Below are 25,955 nucleotides of genomic sequence, written 5' to 3' on the forward strand. Positions count from 1 at the left end.
AAAATCTGTCTTTTTTCTATGCTCAACTCATTGTGTATCTGATTTCTTATAAGCAAAAATCTTGCCGATTATAGGAAGAATCAGTATAATAGAACGATAAATTGAAAGGAAGATACCCATGAAATTTACAAAATTATTTTCATTTGCAACTGTGACAGCTCTTGGACTTGTCCTTGTAGCTTGCTCAACTCCAACCAATCAAGCTACTCCAGCTAGTTCAACGACTCCTAGCTCAGAAGTCATGACTTCTCCATCATCTGCAACAGATAGCAGTTCTACCAATGCTTCTCCTACTACTCCTGCTGCCCCAACTACTCCTGCTCAAACAAGCAATTTGGACGGTACCTACAAGGGAAATGACGAAGAAGATCAAGTAACTCTTGTCATCACAGGAACGACTGGAACTTGGACACAGGTAGAACCTGATGGAGAACAAGAAATCAAAAACGTTACGATCGACCCAACCAACCAACGCATTATCATTGGTGATGATACAGAACGCTACTTCTTAGAAGGAAATCAATTAACCATTGAAGACATCAGTGAAGATGACTTTAATGATAAAATTGTCTTGACCAAGCAATAAGAAGATAAGAAAGAGGCTGGGCAAAAACTAGCCAGTAAATAAAAAACACAGATAGATTCAAGTTGATTTTGATGAAATCCAGTCGAACTATTTGTGTTTTTATTTTTGTCTCTATTATATTGGACTAATTTCTTAGCCAATTTCGTGAGATTCATGCTCATTAGGAGGAATCCTATCTCAGTTTCAACCACTTTTTGACCTCTGACATGCACTCTGCGTACGCCAAAAACACCCTTCATCCTACCAAATACAGGTTCGACATCCACCTTGCGTTTGGCATAAATGCGGGCTCCCTCTTTACTTGTCAATTCCTCTTTGACTAAGTTCTTGAAATAGTTCCACGTAGGATTATACTGAATTTGTTTGAGGTTTCCTTTCTCTGTCCGTGCTAATTGGTCTAACTCTTCACTAGCTTGTACAGGATCAGCTTCGTAAATCTTACTATCTTTCTCAAATCCATACTTTTCCGTTCTTCGTGAATAATTCTTAAACGAGTAGACAACTCCATCTGGTTTTATCCACTGGTCAGAATCTTCTAGGTAAGTCCAGTTTTCAGGATTGGCATCACTCTTCTTGTAGCTTTTCTTCTGCTCTTTCTGATATGTTCCGTAGGGAATTAGGGGCGTTTTCTCCAGATTATCAACGATAAAGCTGTAATTTTCTTCACTACCATAACCTGCATCCGCGACAATGTGTTGAAAGAGTTCTAAGGTTTGGATGGATTGAAGAAAAGGTTTGAGTGTACGAGTGTCAGTTGGATTCGGATACAATCCGTAAGCTAAGGCAAACTGGCTATTTGTACCAAGTTGAAGGTTGTAAGCAGGTTTGAGCTGACCATTCCTCATATGATCCTCTTTCATCCTCATAAACGTCGCATCAGGATCTGTTTTAGAATAGGAATTTCGCTCTTGTAAAATCTGTTTATCTCGTTCGTACTTTTGTTTCCGAACAAGAAAATCCTCTTTCAATTTTCTCTTGAGTTTCTTAATTCTTCTTCGTTTCTGTCTGTTGGCCGATCCACCTTTAATGACTTTAGGCTCTTGTGAGATAGCATTTTCCAACTCATCTAGTACTTGTTCGGTCTCTTGTAGGAGTTGGTTTAGTCCTTCGCTAGTGAGACATTCTTCCTTGGACAAGGCAGTATTCACCCCTTCTTGGACTAGCTTGTCATAGAGAGCAGAAATGTTTCCATTCAAGGCATCTTCATAGCGCTCAACGGCCTTTTTCCACGTGAAGGAATACTTGTTGGCATCAGCTTCTACCTTAGTCCCGTCAATGAAGAGAGCTTTATCTTCAATCAATCCATTCTCTCTGAGGAGGAGAGTGAAGTAGATGAAAGCAGTTTTGATAAGCTGGTTGGCGTGTGTAGAGGCCCGAAAACTATTTATGGTTCGATAACAGACGTAGGTATCCTGACTCAGCCATTTCATAGGAATGACTTCCTCATTCATTTGGACGATTTTTCTACCAGAGAAAACTTGGCGAGCATAGGCGAACAGGGTCATTTTGAGCAACATAGCTGGATGAAAGGCAGGACGACCTGTGTGGGAAGTTTCTTCTAGGAGAACGGATTGAGGAATAGTATCCACAAACTGACTAATCAGACGTGCCTCATGTGTAGCAGGTAAGTCCCAAGCAATATTTAATTCCAAACTAAGCTGATTTGTGTTATACTGTTTATACATTTTCATGCCTTTCTAGTTGTTTTGTGGTTATTATAATTATAAAGCATGAAATGGAAAACGAGCAACTCCTAATTGGAATTGCTCGTTTTTTGTATATGAGCAGCTAGTTTTTGCCCAGCTTCTTTTGCTTAACTTCCTCGCTCCCAAAAAATAGCTAGGAGAATAACGGCTCCTAAAACGGAGGGAATGATAGCTGTATCTGCGATTTGAGGCCCCCAATCTCCAAAGAGGAGTTGACCAACCCAGGCACCGGCAAGCCCCAAAAGAATCTTTCCAATACAGCCCATTTTTTCACCACGGTTGGTAATCGCTGCAGCAATCATCGCTACGATAAAGCCAACGAATAAACTGCCAATCATGTCTGTTCACCCCCTATTCCTATATTGATTTTCAAGGAGAATTAAATCGCCCATTCACCATCACGGAAGATTGGAACAACTGTACCATCTTCACGAATCCCGTCAATGTTCATCTTGTTTGAACCAATCATGAAGTCCACATGGACATCTGAACGGTTAAGACCTGCGGCTTTTAATTCATCATTGGTCATATCCACACCACCTTCGATACTAAAAGCATAGGCTGACCCAATGGCCAAATGGTTTGAAGCATTTTCATCAAAGAGGGTATTAAAGAAGGTTACACCTGATTGAGAGATTGGACTTTGATCTGGTACAAGGGCCACTTCACCGAGACCACGAGCACCCGCATTGTCAAAGACTAATTTCTTCATGACTTCGTCACCTTTTTCAGCTGTAATATCGACAATTTCACCATCTTTAAAGGTTACTTTGATGCCTTCAATGATATTTCCATTATAGCTGAGTGGTTTGGTTGAGGTCACATAGCCATCTGCTACACGGTAGTCAGGAGCTGTAAAGACTTCTTCTGTCGGCATATTGGCAATAAAGTGTTCGCCCTGAGCATTGATAGAGCCTGCCGCTTCCCACAAATGATTTTTTGGCATACCAAGTGTCAAATCTGTTCCTGGTGCAGTATAGTGGAGTTTGACAAATTGTTCTTTGTTCAAAATCGCTGCTTTGGCAACAAGACGTTCTTCATGCTCTTTCCATGCAGCTACCGGATCATCGGCATAAACACGACAGGTTTTAAAGATTTGATCCCACAACAAGTCCACAGCTTCCTCATCACTTGTAGCATCTGGAAAGACTTTTTTCGCCCATTCTAGACCTGCTGCCGCCCCCAAGGTCCAGCTAATTTTGTTAGCCTGAGTTGCTTGACGCATTGGATTTAAGGCAATACTTGCTGCGCGTGTCGCACGAGATAGCTTCTCTGGATCAACACCATCTAAAGCACCTGGATCGTCAGATAAGACGACCAAACGGCTAGCCTTATGATCCAAAATGTAGTTCATCTCCGCAATCCGTTGCTCAGAAATTGTTTCTAAGCGCTCAATTGGTACATTCACATAGCGCTCACGCAAAATCACATCATCTTGCCAATTGACAAGGACTTCAACAGCTCCTTTGGCATAGGCTTCTTTGACAATCAACCGCGCTAATTCAGCTTGATCGACACTAATAGTCAAGGCAACTGTATGACCAGGTTGCACGTTGATTCCAGTTGAAACAAGTAACTTAGCATATTTGGCCAAGTTTTCTTTAAAATTTGGTAATACCATACGATTCTCCTTTTAATAAGCTACTTTCTATTGTATCATATTTTATTATCTGGCGATATTTTCGACTACCATCTATGTTTTTTCTATGTTTCAAACAGGATTTTTGAATATCTTTCCGCCCTGCGCTATACTAGTTAAGAAAAACTTAGCTATTATAGGCAGGCATTTCATCTTACTCTACCTCTACTAAGATTCTGTGATAATAGCAACCATTTATGTGAACAGCATTCCTATTCTAGCAAGAAAGTCAGGTATCTCATGATTGAATTTAGACAGGTCAGCAAACAATTTAAGGGCAAGTATGTCTTAAAAGACCAGGCCTTCACCATTTTCGATGGAGAATTCTTTGTCTTGGTCGGCGCAAGTGGTAGTGGAAAAACAACAACACTGAAAATGCTCAACCGCTTGATTGAGCCAGACGAAGGCGATATTTACTTGGACGGCAAGCGCCTCAAAGAGTATGATTTACGAGAATTACGCCTATCAACTGGCTATGTCTTACAGCAAATCGCTCTTTTCCCCAATCTTTCAGTGGCTGAAAACATTGCCCTTATCCCTGAGATGAAAAAATGGTCTAAAAAAGACATTGACATTCGAACCAAGGAATTACTCGACTTAGTCGGACTTCCTCCTGCAGAGTATCTCCACCGTATGCCCAGCGAACTCTCTGGTGGAGAACAGCAGCGAATTGGTATTTTACGAGCCATTATTGCTCGCCCTAAAGTTTTGCTTCTCGATGAGCCATTTAGCGCCCTTGATCCGATTTCACGGGAGCAATTGCAAGACTTAGTCAAAAAAATTCAGCATGAATTTCAAATGACCATGATTTTTGTGACCCATGATATGACAGAAGCGATTAAATTAGGCGATCGAATTGCCATTATGGATCAGGGAAGCATTCTACAGCTCGACACACCGGAGCGAATTCAAGCAGCTCCTGCTACTCAGTTTGTGGCTGATTTCTTTCAGGTATAGGAGACGATGATGAACGATTTGATTCAAACATTTTTAGACCGAAAAGAAGACTGGTTGTTGGCTCTTGGGGAGCATTTGCAAATCTCCTTTGTGGCAGTAGCATCTGCAATTTTAATCGCTATTCCACTGGCTATTCTCGTTTCAAAACGTGAACATATGGCCAATCTTCTCCTACAATTTACAGGCGTCTTGCAGACCATTCCCTCACTAGCCATTTTAGGCCTACTCATCCCCATCTTTGGGATTGGCAAAGTTCCTGCCATTTTGACCCTGATTGTCTATGCTATTTTTCCTATTCTGCAAAATACCATCACAGGACTCCATGAGATTGATCCATCTCTCCAAGAAGCTGCTACAGCCTTTGGGATGAATCGTTGGGAAAAATTAAAAAAATTCGAAATCGCCTTAGCAGCTCCTGTCATTCTATCTGGTATTCGAACAGCGACCGTTCTCATTATCGGAACAGCGACTCTGGCTGCTCTGATTGGAGCAGGGGGATTAGGCTCTTTCATCTTATTGGGGATTGATCGCAACAATAGTTCCCTCATTCTCATCGGAGCCATTAGCTCAGCCCTGCTTGCTCTCCTCTTTCATTTCTTGATTGGCTTAGTTGAAAAACGCAGTCTCAAGACCATTTTCATCTCCTTTGTAGCCCTACTAGGCATTAGCTCCCTTTCTCTTCTTCCGATGTCTATGATGATGCAGGATAAGATTGTCATTGCTGGGAAATTAGGATCTGAACCTGAAATTTTGCTCAATATGTACAAGGAATTGATTGAAGACCAGACAGATATTACCGTCGAAGTGAAACCCAATTTTGGTAAAACTACCTTTGTCTATGAAGCCTTGAAGACTGGACAGATTGATCTTTATCCAGAATTTACAGGAACTGTTACTTCCACCTTACTGAAACAGCCACCGAGCATCTCCAACAATCCAGAAGAAGTCTACCAAGCAGCACGAAAAGGTATTTTTGAACAAGACAAGCTAGTCTATCTCAAGCCTATGCGCTATCAAAACACCTATGCTCTTGCCGTCAAAGAAGAATATGCTAAAGAACATGGACTTGAAACGATTTCCGACCTCGCAAAAGTTCAATCGACTGCTACTGCCGGCTTTAGCTTGGAATTTAACGATCGTGAAGACGGAGGAAATGGCTTGAAAGACCGTTACAAGCTCCATCTCCAAGTGAAGACACTCGAACCCGCCCTGCGCTATAAGGCCATTGACAACGGCAATGTTCAACTGATTGATGCCTATTCGACAGATAGTGAACTGCAAGAATATCATCTCAAGACGCTCAAGGATGACCAGCAGCTCTTCCCTCCTTATCAGGGAGCGCCTCTCATCCGCCAAGAAACACTAAAAAAATATCCACAACTAGAAGGAATTCTCAATCAGCTGGCTGGTACCATCACAGAAGAAGAAATGCAAGACATGAACTACCAAGTCAATGTCGAAGGCAAATCCCCTAGCCAGGTCGCAAAGGATTATCTCAAAGAACATCAACTGATTGGAAACTAATGCTTGTCAAACAACAGCTACCCCAACTATTCAGCATTTTCCATTACAAAACAAGCATACAAAAACCATTTTGGGCCTTTCCCAAAATGGTTTTTCACTACTTAAAATAATTCATCAAATAAACTCAACTGGTTATCTTCTGGCATATTGCCTAAGATTCCCATTTCATCCAGTTTGTCAACAAGGGTCGCAGACAGTCCTCCACGTTTGCGTAATTCAGTCTTGGATAGAAATTCTCCCTCCTCACGCGCCTTAACGACTTGGCGAGCAACACTTTCTCCGAGACCATCCATGGCAACAAAGGGCGGAATCAAAGTATCGCCTTCGATTTGGAATTCGACCGCATCCGATCGATACAGGTCTAATTTCCCAAATTTGAAGCCACGCTCCAACATTTCATTGACAATTTCCAGTGTGGTAAAGAGGTCTTGTTCTACGTTACTTGCTTCATTGTTTTTCTTCTTCGCTGCGATTTCGTCCATTTTTGCCTTGACACGGTCTAAACCACCAGACATGGTAGCAAGATCAAAGGCCTTGGCCCGAATCGAAAAATAAGCACAGTAATAATAAATCGGATGATGCACCTTAAAGTAGGCGACACGAAGCGCCATCATAACATAGGCTGCCGCATGGGCTTTAGGGAACATGTACTTGATTTTTCCACAAGATTCAATGTACCAATCTGGAACATTGTTATCTTTCATGGCTTGGATATAGCCATTGCGCTCCTCCTCGGAAATTTTGAGCCAGGCTCCCTTACGCACCCGCTCCATAATGTTAAAGGCCATTTTCGGAGGAAGTCCTGCGTGCATAAGGTAGACCATGATGTCGTCCCGACAACCGATAACGGTTGATAGATCTGCAATACCAGACTTAATCAAATCTTGAGCATTCCCTAGCCATACGTCTGTTCCATGTGATAGACCAGATAATTGCAAGAGTTCTGAAAAGGTTGTCGGATGCGTTTCTTCCACCATACCACGAACAAAGTTAGTTCCAAATTCAGGAATCCCTAGCATACCAGTCGGCGTGCCAATTTGTTCTGGTGTTACTCCTATCACTTCGGTGCCGGAAAAGAGGGCCATCACTCCCTTATCATCTGCCGGAATAGTTTGCGGATCAATTCCTGACAGGTCTTGAAGTTTCCGAATCATGGTTGGGTCATCGTGTCCCAGTACATCGAGCTTCAAGACGTTTTCATCAATATCATGGAAGTTAAAGTGGGTTGTCTGCCAGCTTGCGGTCAAGTCATCCGCAGGATATTGGACAGGCGTAAAATCATAGACATCCATATAATTTGGAATAACAACGATCCCTCCTGGGTGCTGACCTGTCGTTCGTTTCACCCCAGCAGCACCCGCAGCCAAGCGTTCCACTTCTACATCGCGGTAGAATTTGCCATAGTCTCGCTCATACCCCCGCACATAACCGTAGGCTGTTTTAGCAGCAACGGTACCAACCGTTCCAGCCCGAAAGGCGTATTGGTCACCGAAAATATCTCGAACATCCAAATGGGCATCTGGCTGATCGTCTCCTGAGAAGTTCAAGTCAATATCAGGTACCTTATCCCCATCAAAGCCCAGGAAGGTTTCAAAGGGAATATCCTGCCCGTCTTTGGCGTATTTGTGACCACACTCTGGACAGTCCTTGTCTGGCATATCAAAACCAGAACCATAAGAACCATCTGTGATAAATTCGCTGTGCTGACAGTTTGGACAGACATAGTGAGGGGGCATAGGATTGACCTCGGTAATGCCAATCATGGTTGCTACAAAGCTAGAACCAACAGACCCCCGTGAACCGACCAAATAACCTCGGTCATTCGACCGTCTTACCAACATCTGAGAAGCTAGGTAAATCACGGCAAAACCATTTCCCAAGATAGACGTTAATTCTTTTTCAATCCGCAAGTCAATAATATCCGGTAAGGGATTACCGTATAATTCAAAGGCTTTTTGATAGGTCAATTCCGCTACTCGTTCCTCAGCCTTTTCCAAATAAGGAGTATAGAGATCTTTTTTGACCACTTCAACTTCTTCAAAACGCTCTAACATAGCATTGGGATTGGTAATGACGATTTCACGTGCCAATTCTTCACCTAAAAAGGCAAATTCATCCAACATTTCATTTGTCGTGCGGAAATGGGCTTTTGGTAGAGGAGCTGGCTGGGCATTTTCTCCATGACCAATGGTCCGGTTAATCATGGCTCCTTGTCCCAAGGAGCGCACGATAATCTCACGGTAAATCTCTTCTTCTGGGTCAATATAGTGAACATTTCCTGTTGCAAGAACAGGCAGATTTGCCCTACGACCAACTTCAATGAGTTTTTGAATGACAGCTTCTATTTCTGCCATATTCTTGAATTGCTCCTTGGCAATCATAGGGGCATAAAGGGCAGGGGGCATCACCTCAATGAAATCATAATACTTAGCTACCTTAACGGCTTCATCGATTCCTTTTGATAGTAATTCATCAAAAACCTCACCCTCTTGACAGGCAGTTCCCAGTAGCAATCCCTCACGGTGTTCATTTAAGACTGTCCGCGGAATCCGTGGTACACCTTCAAAATACTTGGTGTTGGAGAGGGATACGAGCTTGAAGATGTTTTTTAAGCCAACTTGATTGGTCACATAAATTGTCGCATGTTTGACACGGGCTTTTTTATAGGAATCTTCCGCAATCAATTCCGTATTTAACTGACTTAATTGGCTAATACCATGTTTTTCAAGAGCATCTTTTAAGAAGATAAAGAGCAGGCGACCCGTTGCTTCCGCATCGTAATTGGCCATGTGGTGGTGTTCGAGTGCCACACCAAAACGCTTGGTCAAGGGACCTAGACCATGCCGTTTGTATTCTGGATAGAGATTGCGGGCAAATTCCAAGGTATCGATGACAGGCTGGCTAATAGTGGGCAAGCCTGATCGCTCGTAATTGACATCCATAAAGCCAACGTCAAAGGTCGCATTGTGGGCAACCAGTACAGAACCCTCACAAAAGGCTTGAAATTCCTGCAAGACCTGTTCCAGCGGCTTACTGTTTCTGACATGTTCATCAGTAATTCCTGTTAGATCCGTCGTAAACTGGCTCAGTGGATGACCGGGATTGATAAATTCATCAAATTCAGCGATGACATTTCCCTTGTGCATCTTAGAAGCCGCTATCTGAATCAGGCTATTGTAGACCGCAGAAAGACCTGTTGTTTCCACGTCAAAGACCACGTAGGTTGCATCAGACAAGGACAGCTCTGCTTCATTGTAGACGATAGGAACACGATCTTCTACAATATTGGCTTCCATACCAAAGAGAGCCTTGATTCCCGCCTTACGAGCTGCATGATACCCATGAGGGAAGGACTGAACATTCCCATGATCGGTAATCGCAATGGCCTTATGCCCCCACTTAGCAGCACGCGCAATCAAGTCCTCAACTGGAGGAAGGGCATCCATGGTTGACATATTGGTATGGGCATGAAACTCAATTCGCTTTTGATCATCTGGCATCAGATCCTTACGAATTTCGTGCTTGACTTCCTGAACTTCTTGGACATTCATGGTCAGGTCACGCGTGAAATTATTGGTTTCGATATTGCCTCGTACACGAAGCCAATTACCCTTTTTCACCATATCAAATTTCTGTGCTTCTTCTTCATTTTTGACCCATTTTTGCATAGAAAAAGAAGAAGTATAGTCTGTCATCTTGAAATTGATGATAACACGCCCTGTCCGCGTTGTTCGCTGTTCCACATCAAAGACTAGACCTTCAAAGACGATACGGTTTTCCTCCGTATCAATCTCAATCATCGGTGTAATCTCTGATTTGTCAAGACTGACCTTACGCGGTGCCTGCTTTTTAAAATCTTGAAAACTCGGTTGGGGACTGGCTTCTGGTGGAGGTGCCATTTTAGCTAGTTGCTCCATGGCTTCTAGGGTTTCCTGACTCGCTTTTTGAAGGAGTTCTTCATTCTGAGCATGAAATTCCTCAACTTGGGCCTTGGTCATTTCCTCACATACTTGAATGTCAACCGCCACTTTCCCAAAGCCAAATCGAGCGAATTGCTCTACCAAATTCGGCAAATGATTCTTTCTGAAATGCGGGGTATCTACAGAAGCTGGACCTTTTATCCACAAAACACCGTCACGAAACTCGACAGGCAAGGATTGAAAAATCGAGCGAAATCCCGCACTTTGACACAACTCCTCAGTAAAGGCTTCTTGGTAGTAATCCTGCACTAAGGCTGGTTCCAAACTTTCTTGATCGGTGACCAAGCGAAAACGAGCCTGATTGCCTGTTTTTTGAAACTCATTGAGAAGCTTGGCCTTAAACAATTGATAATGAGGCAAGGGCAGGGGTTGGGCAAATCGAAAGGTAAAGTCCCAGACCTTGCTCTTTTTATGCACCAAGACCTGCTCAATCTTGGCACCTGAAAAGGCGCTTGATTCTTTCAACTCAAGCGGTAGACCAATTTGATTTAATAGCAATTGAAAGGTATCTGTCATTCTCTTATCCCTTGTCTTTCTATTCCCTCTATTTTACCACAAGTTCCCTGATTTTTCGAAAAGTTCCTGGCCATCTTTTGTCTTCGTCAAGTCCTTCCTTCGTTCTAATCGCTTAGGATTAAGCTGAGTAAAAAGCTCCTCTAACTTTTCAACCGTCCAAATATCCGCAGCCGAAATAAGATTCCCAGCCTCATCCCTATATGAAATCGTTCTATTAGTCATTGATCGCATCCTCCTTTAACCATTTAACTTAATCCTAGTATATAAAAATGAATGGACAGATAGCGTCCATTCATTTGCTTATTGATAATAACTTCTCATTTTTTCCAATTCGCATGCAAACGAATCTCGTAACTTTTGAGGAGCTAGAATTTTTAGATGAGCTCCCTGCCCCCTCAGCCATTTTTCCAGTCCCCAGGTCCACTGGCACTCAATCTCAAAAATTGCTCTATTCCCTTCTTTTTGTATCAGTTTTGCTTTAGGAAATTGATCAAACACCACATCTAGGTAAGAAGAAAACTCTAGCCGCATACGGATCATCTCCCCTTCAGAAGCATCTACCTTAAAAGAACGAACATCCCCATCTCGATAACGGTTACTATACTCTAACTTGGGAACTTTTACAGAAGAATAAGACAGTTGTTGAATACGGTCAACTCGCAAGGTTATATATTCTTCATACTTCGAATGATATACAACAACATAGAAATAAAATAAGTCAAAAAAGATAGAGATAGGCAAGACGTCATAGTTTTTCACTTTTGTAGCCTCAGGCAATCGATAACGAATCGTAAGAACTTTCTGTTCACGAATAGCTGTTGACAGCAACCAAATTGTTTCAATTTTATCTACCTGACAATATGGACCACTATAGTTTAGCCACTCACTGTTGACAATTTGCCTTACTTCTTTTTGCCCCTCTTTGTCCAATAAATTGAGTAGACTCTCTACCAGTTTCTGCGTTTCATTACGATTTAAGGAGCGACTCTCAAGAAGAATTTTGATTAAAACCAATATATCTGGTTTCCCAAAACGATTGGCCTTTTGTAAATAACGCTGATGAGTTGCTTGATGATACGCTAAGGATATCCCCTGATTTGAATGACATTCGAGAATATACGTCAAAAGCGAAAAATCTCTCTGAGCAGTCTTTTCACTAACGTGATAGTCGAAAGCTAGTTGCTTTTTGCTGAGATACTCGCCAGCTTGTAGACGGAAAAAAATATCAAAAAGTCGTTCAACATCATTCATCTCATTATTCCTCTATCATTGAAATAAAGATTTGGCCCACGATTCGGATAAGAGAGTTTCCTTTAATACTTTTTCTTGCCATATACCTGTGTAAGAAATCCCTCCATCCTTAGCGGAATTTTTATGATTTCCACACATATTCTCTGGAAATAAGGCTGGAATCTCTTTCCAAATACTTCTAGTTGCTCCATCTTTTGTTAAAACTCGATTTTCAGCATAATCAAACACCCCATATCCTTTGCGTTCAGTATGAAAATCAAGTTTTTCTTTAGGTAGATATAAAACATTTGTAGACTGACTAGCTCGTTCCTCAAGAGCATGGGGATGAAAACTATATTGCTCTTGAATTCTTTCTTTTTGATTAACAACCTCACCTACTTGTAAATAGCCATAGATGATATTAAGATCAGGCGAACCCGTTTTATAGCGGAGAGTACCTGCAAAAAGATTCCCTTCAGTCTGTCTAAACCAACCAAAGAATAGAAATAAATCTCCTACTCCCACTCCTTGATTTCGTAATAAGCCTTGAGCAGCATTTATCTGACCAAAACCAGCTTGCCAATTCGCAACAGGCTTACACCGCACATTTGCCCGAATATCTGGATCTAAGTGACAGTTAAAATGATGTTCTTTTCGATCCCCACCACTCAACTGTTTTAAAATATCTGCATAACTCACACCTTCATACTGTAAATCATCAAAGGTTAGGATATCCATTTTGGCTGGAATAGGAAAAGATAAGAGCGTTCCATCTGGTAAGATAGGACTCGGTAATTTACCATTGGAGCTATCAAATCCTTTTCTTGATAAAATCACTTTCATCCTCTACTCTCCTTTATTTCTATAGTATAATAAGGTAAATCCTTAACACTTTCCATTGAACTAAATAACTGCTGAATCACTTGCACTAATTCTGCCGTTTCTTGCGGACGTTCTGTTGAATGGTAAAATCCGTTCTTAGCATTCCATCTTGGAAAACGTTTTCCACTTAACATTGCTCGGCTTCCTGAAGGAAACAATTCAACAATCTCTTGGGGTAATTCAACAGCAGAGCGACCGAAATAGCGAAACTGTTTAGAAAGTATCATCGGCTCCTGTAAAACCTTAGAATCCCATAGGTCATATCGATCCATTTCCCAATGATAAGTATAAGCATCTCGTCTATTTTTAGATAAATCTGATGCCAGATACTCTCCTCTGGAAATGACATCACAAATCTTAGCTACAAATACTAAACGATTCCGATGAGGGGTAATAAAACCTTTTCCTTCCTCATCACACTTCCTTCCGCAATCATCTGAATAACCAGCAACTGCCATCATATAAGCATCTACCTCGCCGTTTCGAATCTTATGAACCCAATGCTTATTGACATTCAGACGAATGGCTTTCATACAGCCACCTTCCGTCAGCAAATCAGGGGTAGCTTGATAATGTTGCGTAAAGACACAAGGGTTGATACCATAATCATGCGTCATACGGTAGCAATAAATAATAACTTCCTTTTCCATCACTTCTCCTTACATAGCCTTATTCCAGCTTTTGCAATATACTGAACAGTTGGTGCTAAGCCGATTTATTTCAGAAGTCTACTTTGCAACTACAGAAAAATGTGGATGACCTTTGGCATACATTTCCGCAGCTTGCTTATCAAAAAATGGACCTGCAATCGTATTACCAAACTGATCTACAACATACCACTCTGTCATGAGACTCTCTCCTTTCTATTAGTTTATGGTATTGTATGATAATACAATACCTGATATGCTTAGTATATCAGGTATTGTATGATAATACAATACCTGATATGCTTAGTATATCAGGCCTCGTGGACGCTATCTGTCCTTATTTCTTGGTTTGGTATCTATTATTAAAAAGTTTCGCCATTTTTTATAAGTATGCATTCAAAAAAGGCTGATAACCTTTTTTTTCTGTCATAGTTATCAGCCTTTTCTTATTATTTACTATCTCAAGAACAACTACTCCTATTTCTTGTATTTGGAATTGAGCAGTTATTTCATCTACATCAAAATTTTCAAGCAATTAATTGAAGTGAACATCGGAAATGACTTCCGCTGCTTTTTTACCAATAATCACACGGATTAGCAGTCAATCAACTCAATTCGATAAAAAATCCAAGACCGAAAACAATTTTTTATAAAAGACAGCTAAACTGGGAGCAGAGGCAAGAAAGTTACAACAAAAAAATGCAAGACTTAGAACACAGGCAAGAAAGTTACAACAAAAAAAGCGAAACTGGAAGCATAAAAAAACTATTTTTCATAAAAGACAGCTAAACTTGGAACAGAGGGAAGTATTTTTCGACAAAAAAATGCAAAACTGGAAACACAGGGAAGAAATTTTTATCAAAAATGAAAGACTTAGAACACAGGCAAGAAGGTTGCAACAAAAAAAGCGAAACTGGAAGCATAGAAAACAATTTTTCATAAAAGACAGCTAAACTTGGAACAGAGGGAAGTATTTTTCGACGAAAAAATGCAAAACTGGAAACACAGGCAAGAAATTTTTACCAAAAATGAAAGACTTAGAACATAGGCAAGAACGATGCAACAAATAGACTATCGACACGACTAACAATCAGCTTCTGCACCGCTTCAAGCAAGATCTGCCGAGCTAGTAACTCTGCGTTTTTGCGTTCTAGTTCTGCCACTCTCTTTTCAAGAGCTGGCATAGATACTCCTTTTTCATACGTTTATTCATAATCTAAATCCTCTCATTTCAGAACGACTTTTCCATAATCCATTCCATCATCCATACTAAAACCAAGAAGTTTAGCGTAGCTAAATTGAGCTTCTCGACGTTTTCCGAATGACTTACCGAAGTAGGTAAAAGTCATTATTTCTAAATCAGTGTAAAACACCAAGTCCTCCACCTGCTCAAAGTGGAGCGTTTTGCCATCCGATAAAAACAGCGTTAATCCATATTGCTCTTGTTCCATGTTTTCTCCTTTTGACTACAAGAAAAGCACCTAGACGACTAAGTGCTTAAAGTTCTTAAAATACAACTTGCTTTTCTAACAAATTATCTTCTGTATATTCCACAGTAAACGTATCTAACTTTTGAATACCTCGCCCCATTACAATGTTGTGGAAAATATAATTCTTTCCTCCAATTGTGACAGGTTCATTCGGTTTGGATTGACTAAAATCTGGATTTTCCACAGTAACAGAAAGTAAGCCGACTGCTTTCAGCGGAAAAGTTGAAATGACCTTATTTTTCATTTTCTAGTTCCTCCAATTCTTTTAGATAGGTCTTTAAAGCCTTTTGAGTTTGTCTCACTTCGGATTTTGGAATGTGATATTTATCTGTAACGGATAATAGGTATTTCTGAGCTGCAATTTCAGCTTCTAGGATACTTTTGCGGTTATTTGTATCAATTTCTCCTCTAAAATGCTGTTCAGCATGGTAAAGCTCCGTATTTTTTGCGCTTCTTGGAACTTGTCGCATGAACTGAAAACAATATTCTTATTATCAGGATTAAGGACGACAGAAACTCTGTCACCGATACATTTTTGGGAGAAGCTACCAAAACTATCATACTTTACAACTGTAACATGAAGCTGATTCCCTATTGCAGACACAATTCCTTTACTTAAAATCCCACGCTACACCTCACACTCAACCTTTCTAACCACTCTACCAAGCTGGTGCGGTGGTTTTTTCCTGTAAATACGCAAGCCAGACAGGGTCTTTGACACGGCAAAGGGTGACAGACAGCCCTGCCATGTCTAAACTGGTCGCAAATCGTCCTGCCTTGATAAAGGAAAGTCGCAAACCTTCCAAATCCAATAATTGGCAAATATCATTCAGAAAAACACCTTGTTCTAACTCGGAAATCGTCCCTAAATTATTCACCAAGAGGATAAACTCTTCCCCCTCCTGCCAACGGAAACGCAGTTTTAACTTGTTGACAATTTCATTAGCTAATTGCTCTGATGATTCAAAGGGAACCGTCCGATAGCCTTCTTCACCATGAATACCGATACCATACGAAATTTGCCCTTCTTCTAGCTCAAATAAAGGGTGTGCTGCTTGAGGAAAACGTGCTGATTTCCTTGCAAAACCAATCGTCGCAATCTCTGTTGACAAGGCTAAAGCCAGCTGTTCTAAATCATCCAAGGACAGGCCTGACTGGGCCGCTGCCCCTACAATCTTATGCAGTAAAATGGTTCCTGCTAGTCCTCTATGTCGCTTTTGAAAATTCTTTTTGGTGTCAACAGAAATGTCATCATGGGACACAATATACTTAATTGGAATACCTTCTTGACGAGCTTGATGAATAGCCGTTTGAAAAGCTAGTAGATCTGCTTCAAAATTTTTAACGATAACAAAAACGCCGCTTCCTTTATTCACATGCCGAATCGCACGTAAGATTTGATTAGCAGTTGGTGGAATAAAAACTTCGCCATAAACTGCCGCTGTCAGCATCCCTTGTCCTACAAAGCCTAGATGCATGGGTTCATGACCAGCACCACCACCCGAAATCAAAGGAACACAAGTCTTTTCTTGCTCCCTCAAAGCAATAATAGGCTCTTGATCTAGCCGCTCAAGTTCGGGATGAGTTAGCAAGAAACCATCTATATATTGAGAAATAACGTGATGAGCTTGATTGATAATGGCAACCATTTACTTCCCCTTTCCTTCTCTAACTGACCTTGTGACCACTTGCACCAAATAAGGATAGTGCTCACAAAGTCTACATGGACACTGTCGAATTCCCTGCTCAATCAAGGAGAGCAGGGCCCCCGCATGATATGAGACTAAGAATTGCACATAGTTGTCCTCTAGGTTCACACGCTCCTGACTTTGCACCTCTCGAAGAATCTTCTCTAGTAAAATCTGACAATAGCCGTCCAAGTAAGCAACAAAAGCATTTTGGCCTTTGATTTCAAACAGCTGAACATAGAAGGACTGATTTTGTTCAATATAGTAAAGCAATTCATCGAGCAGGGTCAAACCACTGATATAGTTGAGATTATCGGTGACCTGCTCCTGTAACTCCGTTTCAAAAATCCAGTCCAGCAGTTCATACTTATCCAAAAAATAATTATAAAATGTCTGGCGCCGCATGTTGGCTTCCTGCATAATATCCACAACCGATAGTTTATCAAAGCTCTTTTGGGCCAGTTGCTGTTTAAAGGCCTTTGCAATCCGCTTTTTTGTAATCAGAGATGTTCCCATGCCTTACTCTTTTCTTACCCTTCCATTCAACCGAAAAACAGATTGATACTCTATCAACATCCTCCAGTCATTCTATCTCTACCTTACCATATTTTTCCAAAAATCCAAAGGGACAGACAGCCTATTTTGTCCCTTTCTTTTTTCCTTAAAATCCAGTATACTGTAAGCGTAATCATCACTGTCATCATAGAAATAGATTGCCTCTTTCGAACATCCACCTTCCTAGGGCAAATCTCTTCTTATGACTCATATTCATTAGGAGGAATACTCATGAAAAAAATTATCAATCAGCCAGAGCACGTTGTCGATGAAATGCTCCAAGGTCTTGTCTTTATGCATGGGCAATTGGTTGAGCGCTTAGACGGCTATGACGTCATCGTTCGGAAAGCTGAAAAACGTGGAAAAGTTGGACTCATCTCAGGTGGAGGTTCTGGTCACGAGCCGTCTCACGCAGGTTTTGTTGGACGTGGTATGCTATCAGCTGCTGTCTGTGGAGCTGTCTTTACTTCGCCAACACCAGATCAGATCTTAGAAGCTATCAAGGCAGCTGACGAAGGGGCAGGCGTCTTTATGGTCATCAAAAACTATTCTGGTGACATTATGAACTTCGAAATGGCACAGGAATTGGCTGAAATGGAAGGCATTGAAGTTGCAAGTGTCGTCGTGGATGATGATATTGCAGTCGAAAACAGCCTCTATACACAAGGTCGTCGCGGTGTTGCTGGTACGATTTTAGTCCATAAGATTCTTGGCCATGCTGCTGAAACAGGAAAATCCCTCGCTGAAATCAAAGAATTAGCAGATAAACTTGTTCCGCAGATTAAAACTATTGGACTAGCCCTTTCAGGAGCTACTGTCCCTGAAGTTGGAAAACCAGGTTTTGTCCTAGAAGAAGATGAATTTGAATACGGTGTTGGTATCCACGGTGAACCGGGCTATAAGAAAGAAAAACTCCAACCGTCTAAAGACTTGGCTGAAGAGTTAGTTGCTAAATTACTCCAAGATTTTGAAGCCACAGCAGGCGAGAAATATGGTCTTCTTATCAACGGTCTCGGGGCTACACCACTCATGGAACAGTATGTTTTTGCTAACGACGTCGCACAACTCTTAGAGAGTAAGCAAATTGAAGTGGTCTACCATAAGATTGGAAACTATATGACATCAATCGATATGGCAGGACTATCCCTCACCCTCATTCAATTAGAAGATAGCAGCTGGTTGGAGGCTTTAGAGGCAGCAGTTGAAACCCCAGCTTGGTAAAGGAGGAAAGAATGGAGACACAAGCAGTATTCAAATGGATGCAATTATTTGCTCAAAAAATCCAAGAAAATAAAGACTTGTTGAGCGAGTTAGATACACCGATTGGAGATGGTGACCACGGTGGTAATATGGCACGAGGCATGGCAGCGGTCATGGAAGAGTTAGAGGGAAAGGAATTTGCTAGTTCCGATCAAATCTTTAAAGTCGTGTCCATGCAACTGCTTAGTAAAGTCGGTGGAGCTTCTGGACCACTCTATGGCTCAGCTTTCATGGGATTAACCAAGAGCGTACAAGCGAATGCTTCTCTCCTGGATAGCCTTCAAGCTGGACTTGATATGATTCAGAAGCGAGGCAAGGCAGTAGTCGGAGAAAAAACCATGGTTGATGTATGGACTTCAGTCATTTCCGATATAAGAGCTGGGACACTCAGCCTTGATTCCATTCGCACAGCCGTTGACAACACCAAGGACTTACAGGCTACAAAGGGACGGGCTTCTTACGTTGGGGAGCGTTCTGTGGGACATATCGATCCTGGTTCCTACTCTTCTGGTCTTCTTTTTGAAGCATTGGTGGAGGCTGGACTCGTATGACACAAATTGGTATCGTCCTTGTCTCTCACTCTCGTCATCTCGCCCAAGGAGTTGTTGATTTAATCTCCGAAGTCGCAAAAGATGTCCCTCTTACCTATTGTGGTGGATTAGAAGACGGCAGTATCGGAACGGAATTTTCCCGAGTAGAAGAGACTGTCGCAAATAATCCAGCAGACACCATTCTTGCCTTCTTTGACCTAGGCAGTGCCCGCATGAACATGGAAATGGTTGCAGATTTCTCTGATAAAGATATCCGGATCCAGTCTGTTCCTATTGTCGAAGGAAGCTACACCGCAGCAGCCCTCTTGCAAGCAGGCGCTCCCCTTGACACTATTCTGGAACAGCTAGCAGAACTACAAATCAACAAATAACACTCGACAGCAATCAAACTCTAATATCGTTCATTGAGCTTATAATCTGTAACCATTACAAGGTTCTACAGTATAGAGGAGATAGCTTCGCTAAGCGAATATCCCAGCTTTCACAATTCTCATTGCGAAAACGTATCAGATTTTGATTTTCAAAAATATCTAGTCTCCAAACATCTTAAAAGAGGTTCAACCCTAAATATAAAAAGCGAACAAGATAGTTTTCTGACACTCAGAATTCTATCTTGTTCGCTTTTTATGTCTAATATATCAATTTAAAGAATCAATGATAAAGAATTTCAAAAATCGAAATCTTTTTATCCCAAACACTTTTTACATACTACATGTAATAATCTACTTGATCCTAGCCTTTCTATCTCAGTAGCTTCTTATTTATTTGCTAAGATTTGGAGGGTTTCCAGTAATTGATTCACATGAACTTCGACCGTATCACCTGTTCCCTTGATTTTCACTTCAACAATGCCCTCTGCTGCTTTTTTACCAACTGTTACACGAATTGGCAAACCAATCAAGTCACTATCTGAGAATTTCACACCGACACGCTCATTGCGGTCGTCCGTTAAAACTTCATAACCAGCTGCTACCAAACTGTCCTCAATTGATTGTGTCAAGCTCATAGCTGCTTCATCTTTGACATTTACCGGAATCAAGTGTACATCAAACGGCGCTAATTCTTTCGGGAAGTTAATGCCCCAAGCAAAGCGGTATTCTCCTTTTGGTGTTTTATTGACAAACAAACGAGCATGCTGTTCTAAGACAGCTGACAATAGACGACTGACTCCGATACCATAGCAACCCATAATGATTGGCACGGCACGACCATTTTCATCTAAAATTGTTGCGTTCATGCTGTCTGAATAGCGTGTCCCCAATTTAAAGATGTGGCCAATTTCAATTCCACGAGCAAATTGTAAGGTTCCTTTTCCATCTGGTGACGGCTCGCCTTCTTTCACCTCACGAATATCTACATATTCACTAACTTGATAGTCACGACCCGCATTGGCACCTGTATAATGGAAGCCATCTTCATTGGCACCAACCACCGCATTTTTCAAGCCTTCGACCTTACGGTCAGCAATAATTTTTACCGTTTCAGGAAGACCTACTGGTCCCAATGAACCAAATGAGGCTCCAAAGACCTCAACAGCTTGTTCTGGCGTTGCGACATCAAAGAAATCCGCTCCCAAGTGATTTTTTAATTTGACATCATTGACTTGGTCATTTCCAACAAGTAAAGCGACCACAGGTTCTCCATCTGCCATAAAGAGCATGGTTTTAATGGTTTGTTCTTCTGGAATGTTTAAGAAGGTAGCCACTTCATCAATGGTTTTACTGTCAGGTGTTGCAACCTTGACCAATTCTTCTTCGGCTACAACCACATTACGCGGCTTATATTCACTCGTTGCCATTTCAAGATTGGCTGCATAGCTTGAGTCGCTCGAATAGACAATCGTATCTTCTCCTGATACCAACCAAGCTGCCAATTCTTCCTTGATTGCTACTAGAACTTCTTCAGGAATCTCATCAAAAGAAGCCACAGACTTATCCAATACCACCCAGCGGTCAAAATCTGTACGGTCTGGAGTAATAGCCATAAATTCTTGGCTATCCTTACCACCCATGGCACCACCATCACCAATGATTGCCTTAAATTCTAACCCTGCACGAGTAAAAATAGCTTCATAAGCAGACTTATAATCATCATAAGTCTGATCCAAACTATCATAGCTCGCATGGAAGCTGTACCCATCTTTCATGATAAATTCACGGCCACGAAGCAGACCATTACGTGGGCGTTTTTCATCACGGTACTTAGGTTGAATTTGATAGATATTCAAAGGCAACTGCTTATAAGATTGCACCGCATCGCGGGCCAACAAGGTTACCGTTTCTTCATGAGTAGGACCCAGAATAAAATCTGAACCCTCGCGATTTTTTAACTTGTAAAGGTCATCACCATACGTATCATAACGGCCTGATTCACGCCAGATGTCAGCTGATAAAAGTGCTGGGGCTAAAAATTCGACCGCACCAATCTTGTCAAACTCTTGACGCATGATGTTTTTAGCCTTTTCAATTACACGGTTAGCCAGTGGCAAATAGCTGTAAATCCCTGCAGATATCTGACGAACATAGCCTGCACGTACCATTAAAGCATGGCTAATCACCTGCGCATCAGAAGGCATTTCCCTCAAGGTTGGGATGATCATTTTTGATTGTTTCATACTATTTTTTCTCTCCTTACATTTCATCTTTTAGAAAAAGACACGTAAAATATCATTCCAAGTCACTGCAATCATGAGAATCACCATCACTGCAACACCAGCCAGAGTAATATAGGACTCTGTTTCTTGTTTGAGAGGCTTTCTACGAATCGCTTCAATGATATTGATGACAATTTTTCCACCGTCAAGGGCAGGAATCGGAATCAAGTTAAAGATTCCTAAGTTAATGGATAGCATGGCCAGCAAGCGTAAAACATCACTCCAGCCACTAGCTGCTGCTTGTGAGCTGATTTGGTAGATGGCAACTGGTCCACCTAGTTTATTTAAATCAAATTGAGCAATAATATTTTTCAGAGCCTTCACAATCAATAAACTAGTTGAAAGTGTTTCCTTAAATCCACCGACTACTTTATCAACAAAGCCCGTCTTTAAAATCGGTGAAATACCAAGATAATACCGACCATCTTGCTCTTTCGTCGTGACATCAAGCGTTTTTTTCTCTCCCTCATGACTGAGTTCTACTGTTAGAGTTGGAGCTGATTTGGCATCTTCACTAGCCTTAGCAATAGCACGAGCAATTTCATCATAATCACTGACCTTTTCACCATTGATAGCAAGAATCTGATCGCCTGTAACAACACCAGCCTGCTGAATGGCACCACCTTCTGTCACCGTCACCTGATTACTCGTACTATCTGGCACTCCCCCTTGTAGGAAGAAAAAGAGGACAAAGGCGACAAAGCCTAAGATGAAATTATTCATCGGACCTGCAAAATTAGTGATTAAACGCCCCCAGATCGAAGCATTTTGATACTGAACATCTACTGGTGCAATGCGCACTTCTGTACCGTCTTCCTCAATAATGGTTGCATCATGGTCTACTGAAAATGTCTTGCTTTCTTCTAGGACTAAGCCTGTGATGTCTAGTTTTTCTTCAAAATCGTAGGACGTCACGTTCATGGGAAGACTAGTATCGTCTAAGAGCTTGTTAGACAAGTTAATACGGGTCACCACTCCTTCTGCGTTGACAGTGAGCGAAACAGGTGTTCCCGTCTTTATTTCTGTCTTATCTTCACCCCAGCCGGCCATACGAACATAGCCACCCAAAGGCAAGATACGAATGGTATAAGCCGTTCCATCTGCTCCGATATGGGAAAAGATTTTCGGTCCCATTCCAATTGCAAATTCCCGTACGAGAATCCCTGATTTCTTTGCAAAATAGAAGTGTCCAAACTCATGGACAACGACAATCACACCAAAGATAAAAATAAATGCTATAATTCCCTTCATCATTTCTCCTTAGAATAAACCAAAAAAGTGCATGATAGGAAAGACAAAAATCAAACTATCAAACCGATCTAAAATGCCACCATGACCTGGAATGACTTTGCCAGAGTCTTTGACACCAAATCGACGTTTAATGGCACTTTCTACTAAATCTCCAAATTGGGCAGCGATAGAAAATAAAGCAACTAAGAATAGCATCACTACAAATGAATAACCCGCTGTTACTGTCTTATTCACCAAAAGGAAAATCATGGCTACCACCACCGCAGAAACAATACCACCAAGACTGCCTTCCACAGTTTTATTTGGCGAGACTTTTGGCATTAGCTTGCGTCGCCCAATCTGACTACCAATCAGATAAGCTCCAATATCTGTCGCCCAGACGATGAATAAAGCAAACAAGACCTTTTCCAGACTATCCATGCGAGCCAATATCAGATGATGAAACCCAATTCCGACATAAAAACTAGATGCGATTGGAAAGGCAACTTCTGCGTAAGAATAGTGATTAATATTCAAGACCGTTGATCCTAATAGGCAGAAGACCACAATAGCATAGGCTGTATAGTTCCCGTCTGTCGGTAGAAAGGGAACATAGTTTTCTAAAGGCAAGGTCAAGACAAGACTGCCCAACATAGCCAGCATGCCTTCAACTGAATTTGGCAACAATCCATGCATCTTGATTAGCTCAGCGGTTGCAATCATCGCTAAAAGGCCTGTGAAAAGTTGAAAAGGAACTCCGCCTTTTAGTAAAAACGGAATAAAAATAGCTAACGCAATTCCGCCAAAAATGACTCGTTTCTGTAAATCCTTTGACATATCTTCTCCTCTTAGATACCACCGAAACGTCTGTGGCGTCTGTTGTATTCTTTAATTGCTTCATGAAGCGCCTGTTCATCAAAATCTGGCCAAGCTATATCTGTAAAGTACAATTCACTATAGGCTGTTTGCCAGGGTAAAAAATTACTCAAACGCAACTCGCCACTCGTCCGAATGACTAAATCTGGATCACGTAAGGTATAGGGTAGGGTATTGGTATAGAGGTAACCAGAAATCAAGCGTTCATCAATATCTCCTGGGTTAAATTTCGTATCAAGCACGGCTTGAGCAATTTCTTTTACCGCATGGGTCAATTCATCACGACCACCATAGTTTAAGGCAAAATTCAAAATCAAACCCGTATTGTGCTTGGTTTTTTGAATGGCTTTTTCAAGAGCTGATTTTGTTGCTTCAGGTAGGCGTGCATGATCGCCAATCATCTGGATTTTTACGTTATTAGCATGCAAATCAGGCACATATTTATCATAAAATTCAACGGGCAAGTTCATGATGAACTTAACTTCTTTTTCTGGTCGTGTCCAATTCTCTGTTGAAAAGGCATAGACCGTTAAGACCTTGACCCCCATATCAGAGGCTGATTTGGTCACTCTTTGCAGCGCATCCATCCCTGCCTTGTGCCCCATGACACGTGGCTGCATTCGCTTTTTCGCCCAGCGACCATTTCCATCCATGATAATGGCAATATGCTTAGGGACTTGAATAGCTGTTTCAATCGTTTCTTTTTTCTTAAATGGAAAGCGGAACATATTTCATCCTCACAGTATAATCATTTCATTATACCATATTTTAATAAAAATGCGAAAGTGCTAGGGTTTAGACACTAGAGTTACCCCTGACAAAACAGAAAAAGCATCCTCAGATGCCTTTTTGTTCGATTATTCCTCTGTCACAGCTGTTTCTTCTATAACTGCTTCTTCAACCACTGTTTCAACAGTAGCTGCTTGGCTGACACGACCACGAATAGCTGAACGTTCAAATGTCAAATAGACACCATCCACATCCAACACCACTTTCTGCTCGTTAATCTCATCTACGATTCCATACAAACCACCAATAGTCACAATCTCGTCGCCTTTTTTAATTTGGCTCAAGGCTTCCAAGCGATTTTTTTGTTGTTTTCGTTGAGAAAAAATCATGAATCCTAGCATAGCCACCATCAATAGTGGAAATAATAATTGACCCATAGTATCACTCCTTTTCAAATATATCTCATTATACCAAAAGATTCCATAAAAGAAAAGCCACCGGATTCGATGACTTCTATATGGAGATGAATATGAAAAAGGTAAGTTCTTATCAGATAAAGTTAAGAGGATCTTACTTGATGATTGTAGTATAGTGCAGAAAACTTAAATAAAGCTGAAATACTTCCAGCATTTTTAAAACTAGCGAACAACATTTTCCTACTCAGACGATAGCCATTTAATCTGAAACAAGCATCATTTGTCCTAAAATAGCGAATAATCTTTCTTGGGCTTCTTCCAAACTAAAGCTCGTTTCCAAGAGCCAATAGCTGACAAAGGCAGAAACCCCTCCTGAGAACACATGGATATAGGAATTATGAGGCGGTGCAATAACCTCTTTACTGCCTTGGAGATTGGCAGAAAGGAGCATCTCTTGAAAGGCGGCAGAAAAAGCAGCTGGCTCACTGGTCAACAATTGATAGATCACAAAGCGATGATCTTCAACTGCCCGAAGAATATTATCCAAAAACAAGCGACGCTCAGCTGTTGAAATGCTGGCTAAATCTTTGGCAAGCGGTTTACATGCCTCCTCAATTGATAGTAAAATCTCTTTTAGCATACTATCATAGAGGTGTTCTTTGGTTTCATAATGCTGATAAAAGGCATTACGCGATACCTGAGCTACTGTACAGATTTCCTTCACAGAGATTTTAGCGATGTCTTTCGTTTGGAGCAAGTCTAAAAAGGCTTTTTGGAGAGCTAATTCCGTTTTTTGGAACCGTAAATCTTGTTTCAATAGGACAGTCCTTTCTTTTGTGT

General features: G+C 41.3%; 26 protein-coding genes. 6 read left to right on the plus strand and 20 right to left on the minus strand.

Features of this window, described 5'->3' with window-relative positions:
- The first annotated feature begins 118 nt into the window (after positions 1-118).
- Positions 119-586 (plus strand): SP_0198 family lipoprotein, encoded by a 468-nt coding sequence (locus tag J5M87_RS08545; protein ID WP_154608865.1) that lies wholly within the window; start codon positions 119-121, stop codon positions 584-586.
- On the opposite strand, the gene J5M87_RS08550 is transcribed toward J5M87_RS08545, so the two are convergent.
- The 3 genes from J5M87_RS08550 to J5M87_RS08560 all read right to left on the minus strand — a co-directional run bounded on the left by J5M87_RS08550 (position 520) and on the right by J5M87_RS08560 (position 3,913).
- The gene (locus tag J5M87_RS08550; RefSeq protein ID WP_208769389.1) at positions 520-2,271 is read right to left on the minus strand and encodes an IS1182 family transposase; all 1,752 of its coding nucleotides are present in this window, start codon (positions 2,269-2,271) and stop codon (positions 520-522) included. The two genes, J5M87_RS08545 and J5M87_RS08550, sit on opposite strands and share 67 nt — an antisense overlap.
- 128 nt (positions 2,272-2,399) lie before the next feature.
- Entirely contained in the window at positions 2,400-2,630 is a 231-nt protein-coding gene (locus J5M87_RS08555) for a GlsB/YeaQ/YmgE family stress response membrane protein (protein WP_154607451.1), read from the minus strand.
- Positions 2,631-2,671: 41 nt separating this feature from the next.
- Positions 2,672-3,913, minus strand: coding sequence for an aminopeptidase (locus J5M87_RS08560; protein ID WP_154607452.1), 1,242 nt, complete (start codon positions 3,911-3,913; stop codon positions 2,672-2,674).
- A 258-nt stretch (positions 3,914-4,171) separates the two neighbouring features.
- On the opposite strand from J5M87_RS08560, the gene J5M87_RS08565 reads away from it, so the two are divergent.
- Together J5M87_RS08565 and J5M87_RS08570 are read left to right on the plus strand one after the other, a co-directional pair.
- On the plus strand, positions 4,172-4,888 hold the full coding sequence (locus J5M87_RS08565) for an ABC transporter ATP-binding protein (RefSeq protein WP_154607453.1): 717 nt from the start codon (positions 4,172-4,174) through the stop codon (positions 4,886-4,888).
- A gap of 9 nt (positions 4,889-4,897) precedes the next feature.
- Positions 4,898-6,412, plus strand: a complete 1,515-nt coding sequence (locus J5M87_RS08570; RefSeq protein WP_154607454.1) for an ABC transporter permease/substrate-binding protein — start codon at positions 4,898-4,900, stop codon at positions 6,410-6,412.
- Between the two features lie 101 nt (positions 6,413-6,513).
- On the opposite strand, the gene J5M87_RS08575 is transcribed toward J5M87_RS08570, so the two are convergent.
- The 11 genes from J5M87_RS08575 to dhaS all read right to left on the minus strand — a co-directional run bounded on the left by J5M87_RS08575 (position 6,514) and on the right by dhaS (position 17,361).
- Positions 6,514-10,908, minus strand: coding sequence for a PolC-type DNA polymerase III (locus tag J5M87_RS08575; protein WP_154607455.1), 4,395 nt, complete (start codon positions 10,906-10,908; stop codon positions 6,514-6,516).
- 33 nt (positions 10,909-10,941) lie between these two features.
- The gene (locus J5M87_RS08580) at positions 10,942-11,130 is read right to left on the minus strand and encodes a hypothetical protein (protein ID WP_154607456.1); all 189 of its coding nucleotides are present in this window, start codon (positions 11,128-11,130) and stop codon (positions 10,942-10,944) included.
- Positions 11,131-11,208: 78 nt separating this feature from the next.
- Positions 11,209-12,159: a helix-turn-helix transcriptional regulator gene (locus J5M87_RS08585; protein WP_154607457.1), complete on the minus strand. Its 951-nt coding sequence runs from the start codon at positions 12,157-12,159 to the stop codon at positions 11,209-11,211.
- A 15-nt stretch (positions 12,160-12,174) separates the two neighbouring features.
- Positions 12,175-12,981: an Nmad3 family putative nucleotide modification protein gene (locus J5M87_RS08590; protein WP_154607458.1), complete on the minus strand. Its 807-nt coding sequence runs from the start codon at positions 12,979-12,981 to the stop codon at positions 12,175-12,177.
- Positions 12,978-13,670 carry a hypothetical protein gene (locus J5M87_RS08595; RefSeq protein WP_181351432.1) on the minus strand — a complete coding sequence of 231 codons (693 nt, stop codon included), beginning with the start codon at positions 13,668-13,670 and terminating at the stop codon, positions 12,978-12,980. The genes J5M87_RS08590 and J5M87_RS08595 overlap by 4 nt, the downstream gene beginning before the upstream one ends.
- Before the next feature lie 1,034 nt (positions 13,671-14,704).
- Positions 14,705-14,851: a hypothetical protein gene (locus tag J5M87_RS08600; protein WP_154607459.1), complete on the minus strand. Its 147-nt coding sequence runs from the start codon at positions 14,849-14,851 to the stop codon at positions 14,705-14,707.
- Positions 14,852-14,893: 42 nt separating this feature from the next.
- On the minus strand, positions 14,894-15,118 hold the full coding sequence (locus J5M87_RS08605) for a hypothetical protein (RefSeq protein ID WP_154607460.1): 225 nt from the start codon (positions 15,116-15,118) through the stop codon (positions 14,894-14,896).
- Between the two features lie 55 nt (positions 15,119-15,173).
- The gene (locus J5M87_RS08610) at positions 15,174-15,401 is read right to left on the minus strand and encodes a hypothetical protein (protein ID WP_154607461.1); all 228 of its coding nucleotides are present in this window, start codon (positions 15,399-15,401) and stop codon (positions 15,174-15,176) included.
- Entirely contained in the window at positions 15,391-15,627 is a 237-nt protein-coding gene (locus J5M87_RS08615; protein WP_154607462.1) for a hypothetical protein, read from the minus strand. Before J5M87_RS08615 ends, J5M87_RS08610 begins: the two co-directional genes overlap by 11 nt.
- A 189-nt stretch (positions 15,628-15,816) precedes the next feature.
- The gene (gene dhaQ, locus J5M87_RS08620) at positions 15,817-16,806 is read right to left on the minus strand and encodes a DhaKLM operon coactivator DhaQ (protein WP_154607463.1); all 990 of its coding nucleotides are present in this window, start codon (positions 16,804-16,806) and stop codon (positions 15,817-15,819) included.
- Positions 16,807-17,361, minus strand: a complete 555-nt coding sequence (gene dhaS / locus J5M87_RS08625; protein ID WP_154607464.1) for a dihydroxyacetone kinase transcriptional activator DhaS — start codon at positions 17,359-17,361, stop codon at positions 16,807-16,809. It lies immediately after the preceding gene.
- Positions 17,362-17,631: 270 nt separating this feature from the next.
- Here dhaS and dhaK point away from each other — a divergent pair, with 270 nt between their 5' ends.
- From dhaK to dhaM, 3 genes are read left to right on the plus strand one after another with little or no spacing between them, the layout of a single operon-like run.
- The gene (gene dhaK / locus J5M87_RS08630) at positions 17,632-18,621 is read left to right on the plus strand and encodes a dihydroxyacetone kinase subunit DhaK (RefSeq protein ID WP_154607465.1); all 990 of its coding nucleotides are present in this window, start codon (positions 17,632-17,634) and stop codon (positions 18,619-18,621) included.
- Positions 18,622-18,632: 11 nt separating this feature from the next.
- Complete coding sequence (dhaL, locus tag J5M87_RS08635) at positions 18,633-19,211, plus strand: dihydroxyacetone kinase subunit DhaL (protein ID WP_154607466.1); 579 nt, start codon at positions 18,633-18,635, stop codon at positions 19,209-19,211.
- Positions 19,208-19,582: a dihydroxyacetone kinase phosphoryl donor subunit DhaM gene (gene dhaM, locus J5M87_RS08640; RefSeq protein WP_154607467.1), complete on the plus strand. Its 375-nt coding sequence runs from the start codon at positions 19,208-19,210 to the stop codon at positions 19,580-19,582. The genes dhaL and dhaM overlap by 4 nt, the downstream gene beginning before the upstream one ends.
- A gap of 386 nt (positions 19,583-19,968) precedes the next feature.
- On the opposite strand, the gene J5M87_RS08645 is transcribed toward dhaM, so the two are convergent.
- From J5M87_RS08645 to J5M87_RS08670, 6 genes are all read right to left on the minus strand, one after another.
- On the minus strand, positions 19,969-21,825 hold the full coding sequence (locus J5M87_RS08645; RefSeq protein ID WP_154607468.1) for a proline--tRNA ligase: 1,857 nt from the start codon (positions 21,823-21,825) through the stop codon (positions 19,969-19,971).
- A 30-nt stretch (positions 21,826-21,855) separates the two neighbouring features.
- Entirely contained in the window at positions 21,856-23,115 is a 1,260-nt protein-coding gene (gene rseP, locus J5M87_RS08650; protein ID WP_154607672.1) for an RIP metalloprotease RseP, read from the minus strand.
- A gap of 9 nt (positions 23,116-23,124) precedes the next feature.
- Positions 23,125-23,931 (minus strand): phosphatidate cytidylyltransferase, encoded by an 807-nt coding sequence (locus tag J5M87_RS08655; RefSeq protein WP_154607469.1) that lies wholly within the window; start codon positions 23,929-23,931, stop codon positions 23,125-23,127.
- Between the two features lie 11 nt (positions 23,932-23,942).
- Entirely contained in the window at positions 23,943-24,698 is a 756-nt protein-coding gene (locus tag J5M87_RS08660) for an isoprenyl transferase (protein WP_154607470.1), read from the minus strand.
- 129 nt (positions 24,699-24,827) lie between these two features.
- The gene (gene yajC, locus J5M87_RS08665) at positions 24,828-25,136 is read right to left on the minus strand and encodes a preprotein translocase subunit YajC (RefSeq protein WP_154607471.1); all 309 of its coding nucleotides are present in this window, start codon (positions 25,134-25,136) and stop codon (positions 24,828-24,830) included.
- A gap of 238 nt (positions 25,137-25,374) precedes the next feature.
- Positions 25,375-25,932 carry a TetR/AcrR family transcriptional regulator gene (locus J5M87_RS08670; protein WP_160463111.1) on the minus strand — a complete coding sequence of 186 codons (558 nt, stop codon included), beginning with the start codon at positions 25,930-25,932 and terminating at the stop codon, positions 25,375-25,377.
- Between the last annotated feature and the right edge of the window lie 23 nt (positions 25,933-25,955).

Origin of the sequence: Streptococcus sp. zg-86 (assembly GCF_017639855.1) — a bacterium.
Taxonomy (GTDB): domain Bacteria; phylum Bacillota; class Bacilli; order Lactobacillales; family Streptococcaceae; genus Streptococcus; species Streptococcus zhangguiae.

Excerpts from the sequence above, each read along its gene's own strand:
- J5M87_RS08570 (WP_154607454.1), top strand. The coding sequence starts at position 4,898 with ATGAACGATTTGATTCAAACATTTTTAGACCGAAAAGAAGACTGGTTG.
- J5M87_RS08615 (WP_154607462.1), bottom strand. The coding sequence starts at position 15,627 with ATGCGACAAGTTCCAAGAAGCGCAAAAAATACGGAGCTTTACCATGCT.
- J5M87_RS08580 (WP_154607456.1), bottom strand. The coding sequence starts at position 11,130 with ATGACTAATAGAACGATTTCATATAGGGATGAGGCTGGGAATCTTATT.
- J5M87_RS08610 (WP_154607461.1), bottom strand. The coding sequence starts at position 15,401 with ATGAAAAATAAGGTCATTTCAACTTTTCCGCTGAAAGCAGTCGGCTTA.
- J5M87_RS08660 (WP_154607470.1), bottom strand. The coding sequence starts at position 24,698 with ATGTTCCGCTTTCCATTTAAGAAAAAAGAAACGATTGAAACAGCTATT.
- J5M87_RS08575 (WP_154607455.1), bottom strand. The coding sequence starts at position 10,908 with ATGACAGATACCTTTCAATTGCTATTAAATCAAATTGGTCTACCGCTT.
- J5M87_RS08590 (WP_154607458.1), bottom strand. The coding sequence starts at position 12,981 with ATGAAAGTGATTTTATCAAGAAAAGGATTTGATAGCTCCAATGGTAAA.
- dhaQ (WP_154607463.1), bottom strand. The coding sequence starts at position 16,806 with ATGGTTGCCATTATCAATCAAGCTCATCACGTTATTTCTCAATATATA.
- yajC (WP_154607471.1), bottom strand. The coding sequence starts at position 25,136 with ATGGGTCAATTATTATTTCCACTATTGATGGTGGCTATGCTAGGATTC.
- J5M87_RS08555 (WP_154607451.1), bottom strand. The coding sequence starts at position 2,630 with ATGATTGGCAGTTTATTCGTTGGCTTTATCGTAGCGATGATTGCTGCA.
- rseP (WP_154607672.1), bottom strand. The coding sequence starts at position 23,115 with ATGAAGGGAATTATAGCATTTATTTTTATCTTTGGTGTGATTGTCGTT.
- J5M87_RS08600 (WP_154607459.1), bottom strand. The coding sequence starts at position 14,851 with ATGCCAGCTCTTGAAAAGAGAGTGGCAGAACTAGAACGCAAAAACGCA.
- J5M87_RS08565 (WP_154607453.1), top strand. The coding sequence starts at position 4,172 with ATGATTGAATTTAGACAGGTCAGCAAACAATTTAAGGGCAAGTATGTC.
- J5M87_RS08550 (WP_208769389.1), bottom strand. The coding sequence starts at position 2,271 with ATGTATAAACAGTATAACACAAATCAGCTTAGTTTGGAATTAAATATT.
- dhaS (WP_154607464.1), bottom strand. The coding sequence starts at position 17,361 with ATGGGAACATCTCTGATTACAAAAAAGCGGATTGCAAAGGCCTTTAAA.
- J5M87_RS08595 (WP_181351432.1), bottom strand. The coding sequence starts at position 13,670 with ATGGAAAAGGAAGTTATTATTTATTGCTACCGTATGACGCATGATTAT.
- J5M87_RS08560 (WP_154607452.1), bottom strand. The coding sequence starts at position 3,913 with ATGGTATTACCAAATTTTAAAGAAAACTTGGCCAAATATGCTAAGTTA.
- J5M87_RS08545 (WP_154608865.1), top strand. The coding sequence starts at position 119 with ATGAAATTTACAAAATTATTTTCATTTGCAACTGTGACAGCTCTTGGA.
- dhaL (WP_154607466.1), top strand. The coding sequence starts at position 18,633 with ATGGAGACACAAGCAGTATTCAAATGGATGCAATTATTTGCTCAAAAA.
- dhaK (WP_154607465.1), top strand. The coding sequence starts at position 17,632 with ATGAAAAAAATTATCAATCAGCCAGAGCACGTTGTCGATGAAATGCTC.
- J5M87_RS08655 (WP_154607469.1), bottom strand. The coding sequence starts at position 23,931 with ATGTCAAAGGATTTACAGAAACGAGTCATTTTTGGCGGAATTGCGTTA.
- dhaM (WP_154607467.1), top strand. The coding sequence starts at position 19,208 with ATGACACAAATTGGTATCGTCCTTGTCTCTCACTCTCGTCATCTCGCC.
- J5M87_RS08585 (WP_154607457.1), bottom strand. The coding sequence starts at position 12,159 with ATGAATGATGTTGAACGACTTTTTGATATTTTTTTCCGTCTACAAGCT.
- J5M87_RS08645 (WP_154607468.1), bottom strand. The coding sequence starts at position 21,825 with ATGAAACAATCAAAAATGATCATCCCAACCTTGAGGGAAATGCCTTCT.
- J5M87_RS08605 (WP_154607460.1), bottom strand. The coding sequence starts at position 15,118 with ATGGAACAAGAGCAATATGGATTAACGCTGTTTTTATCGGATGGCAAA.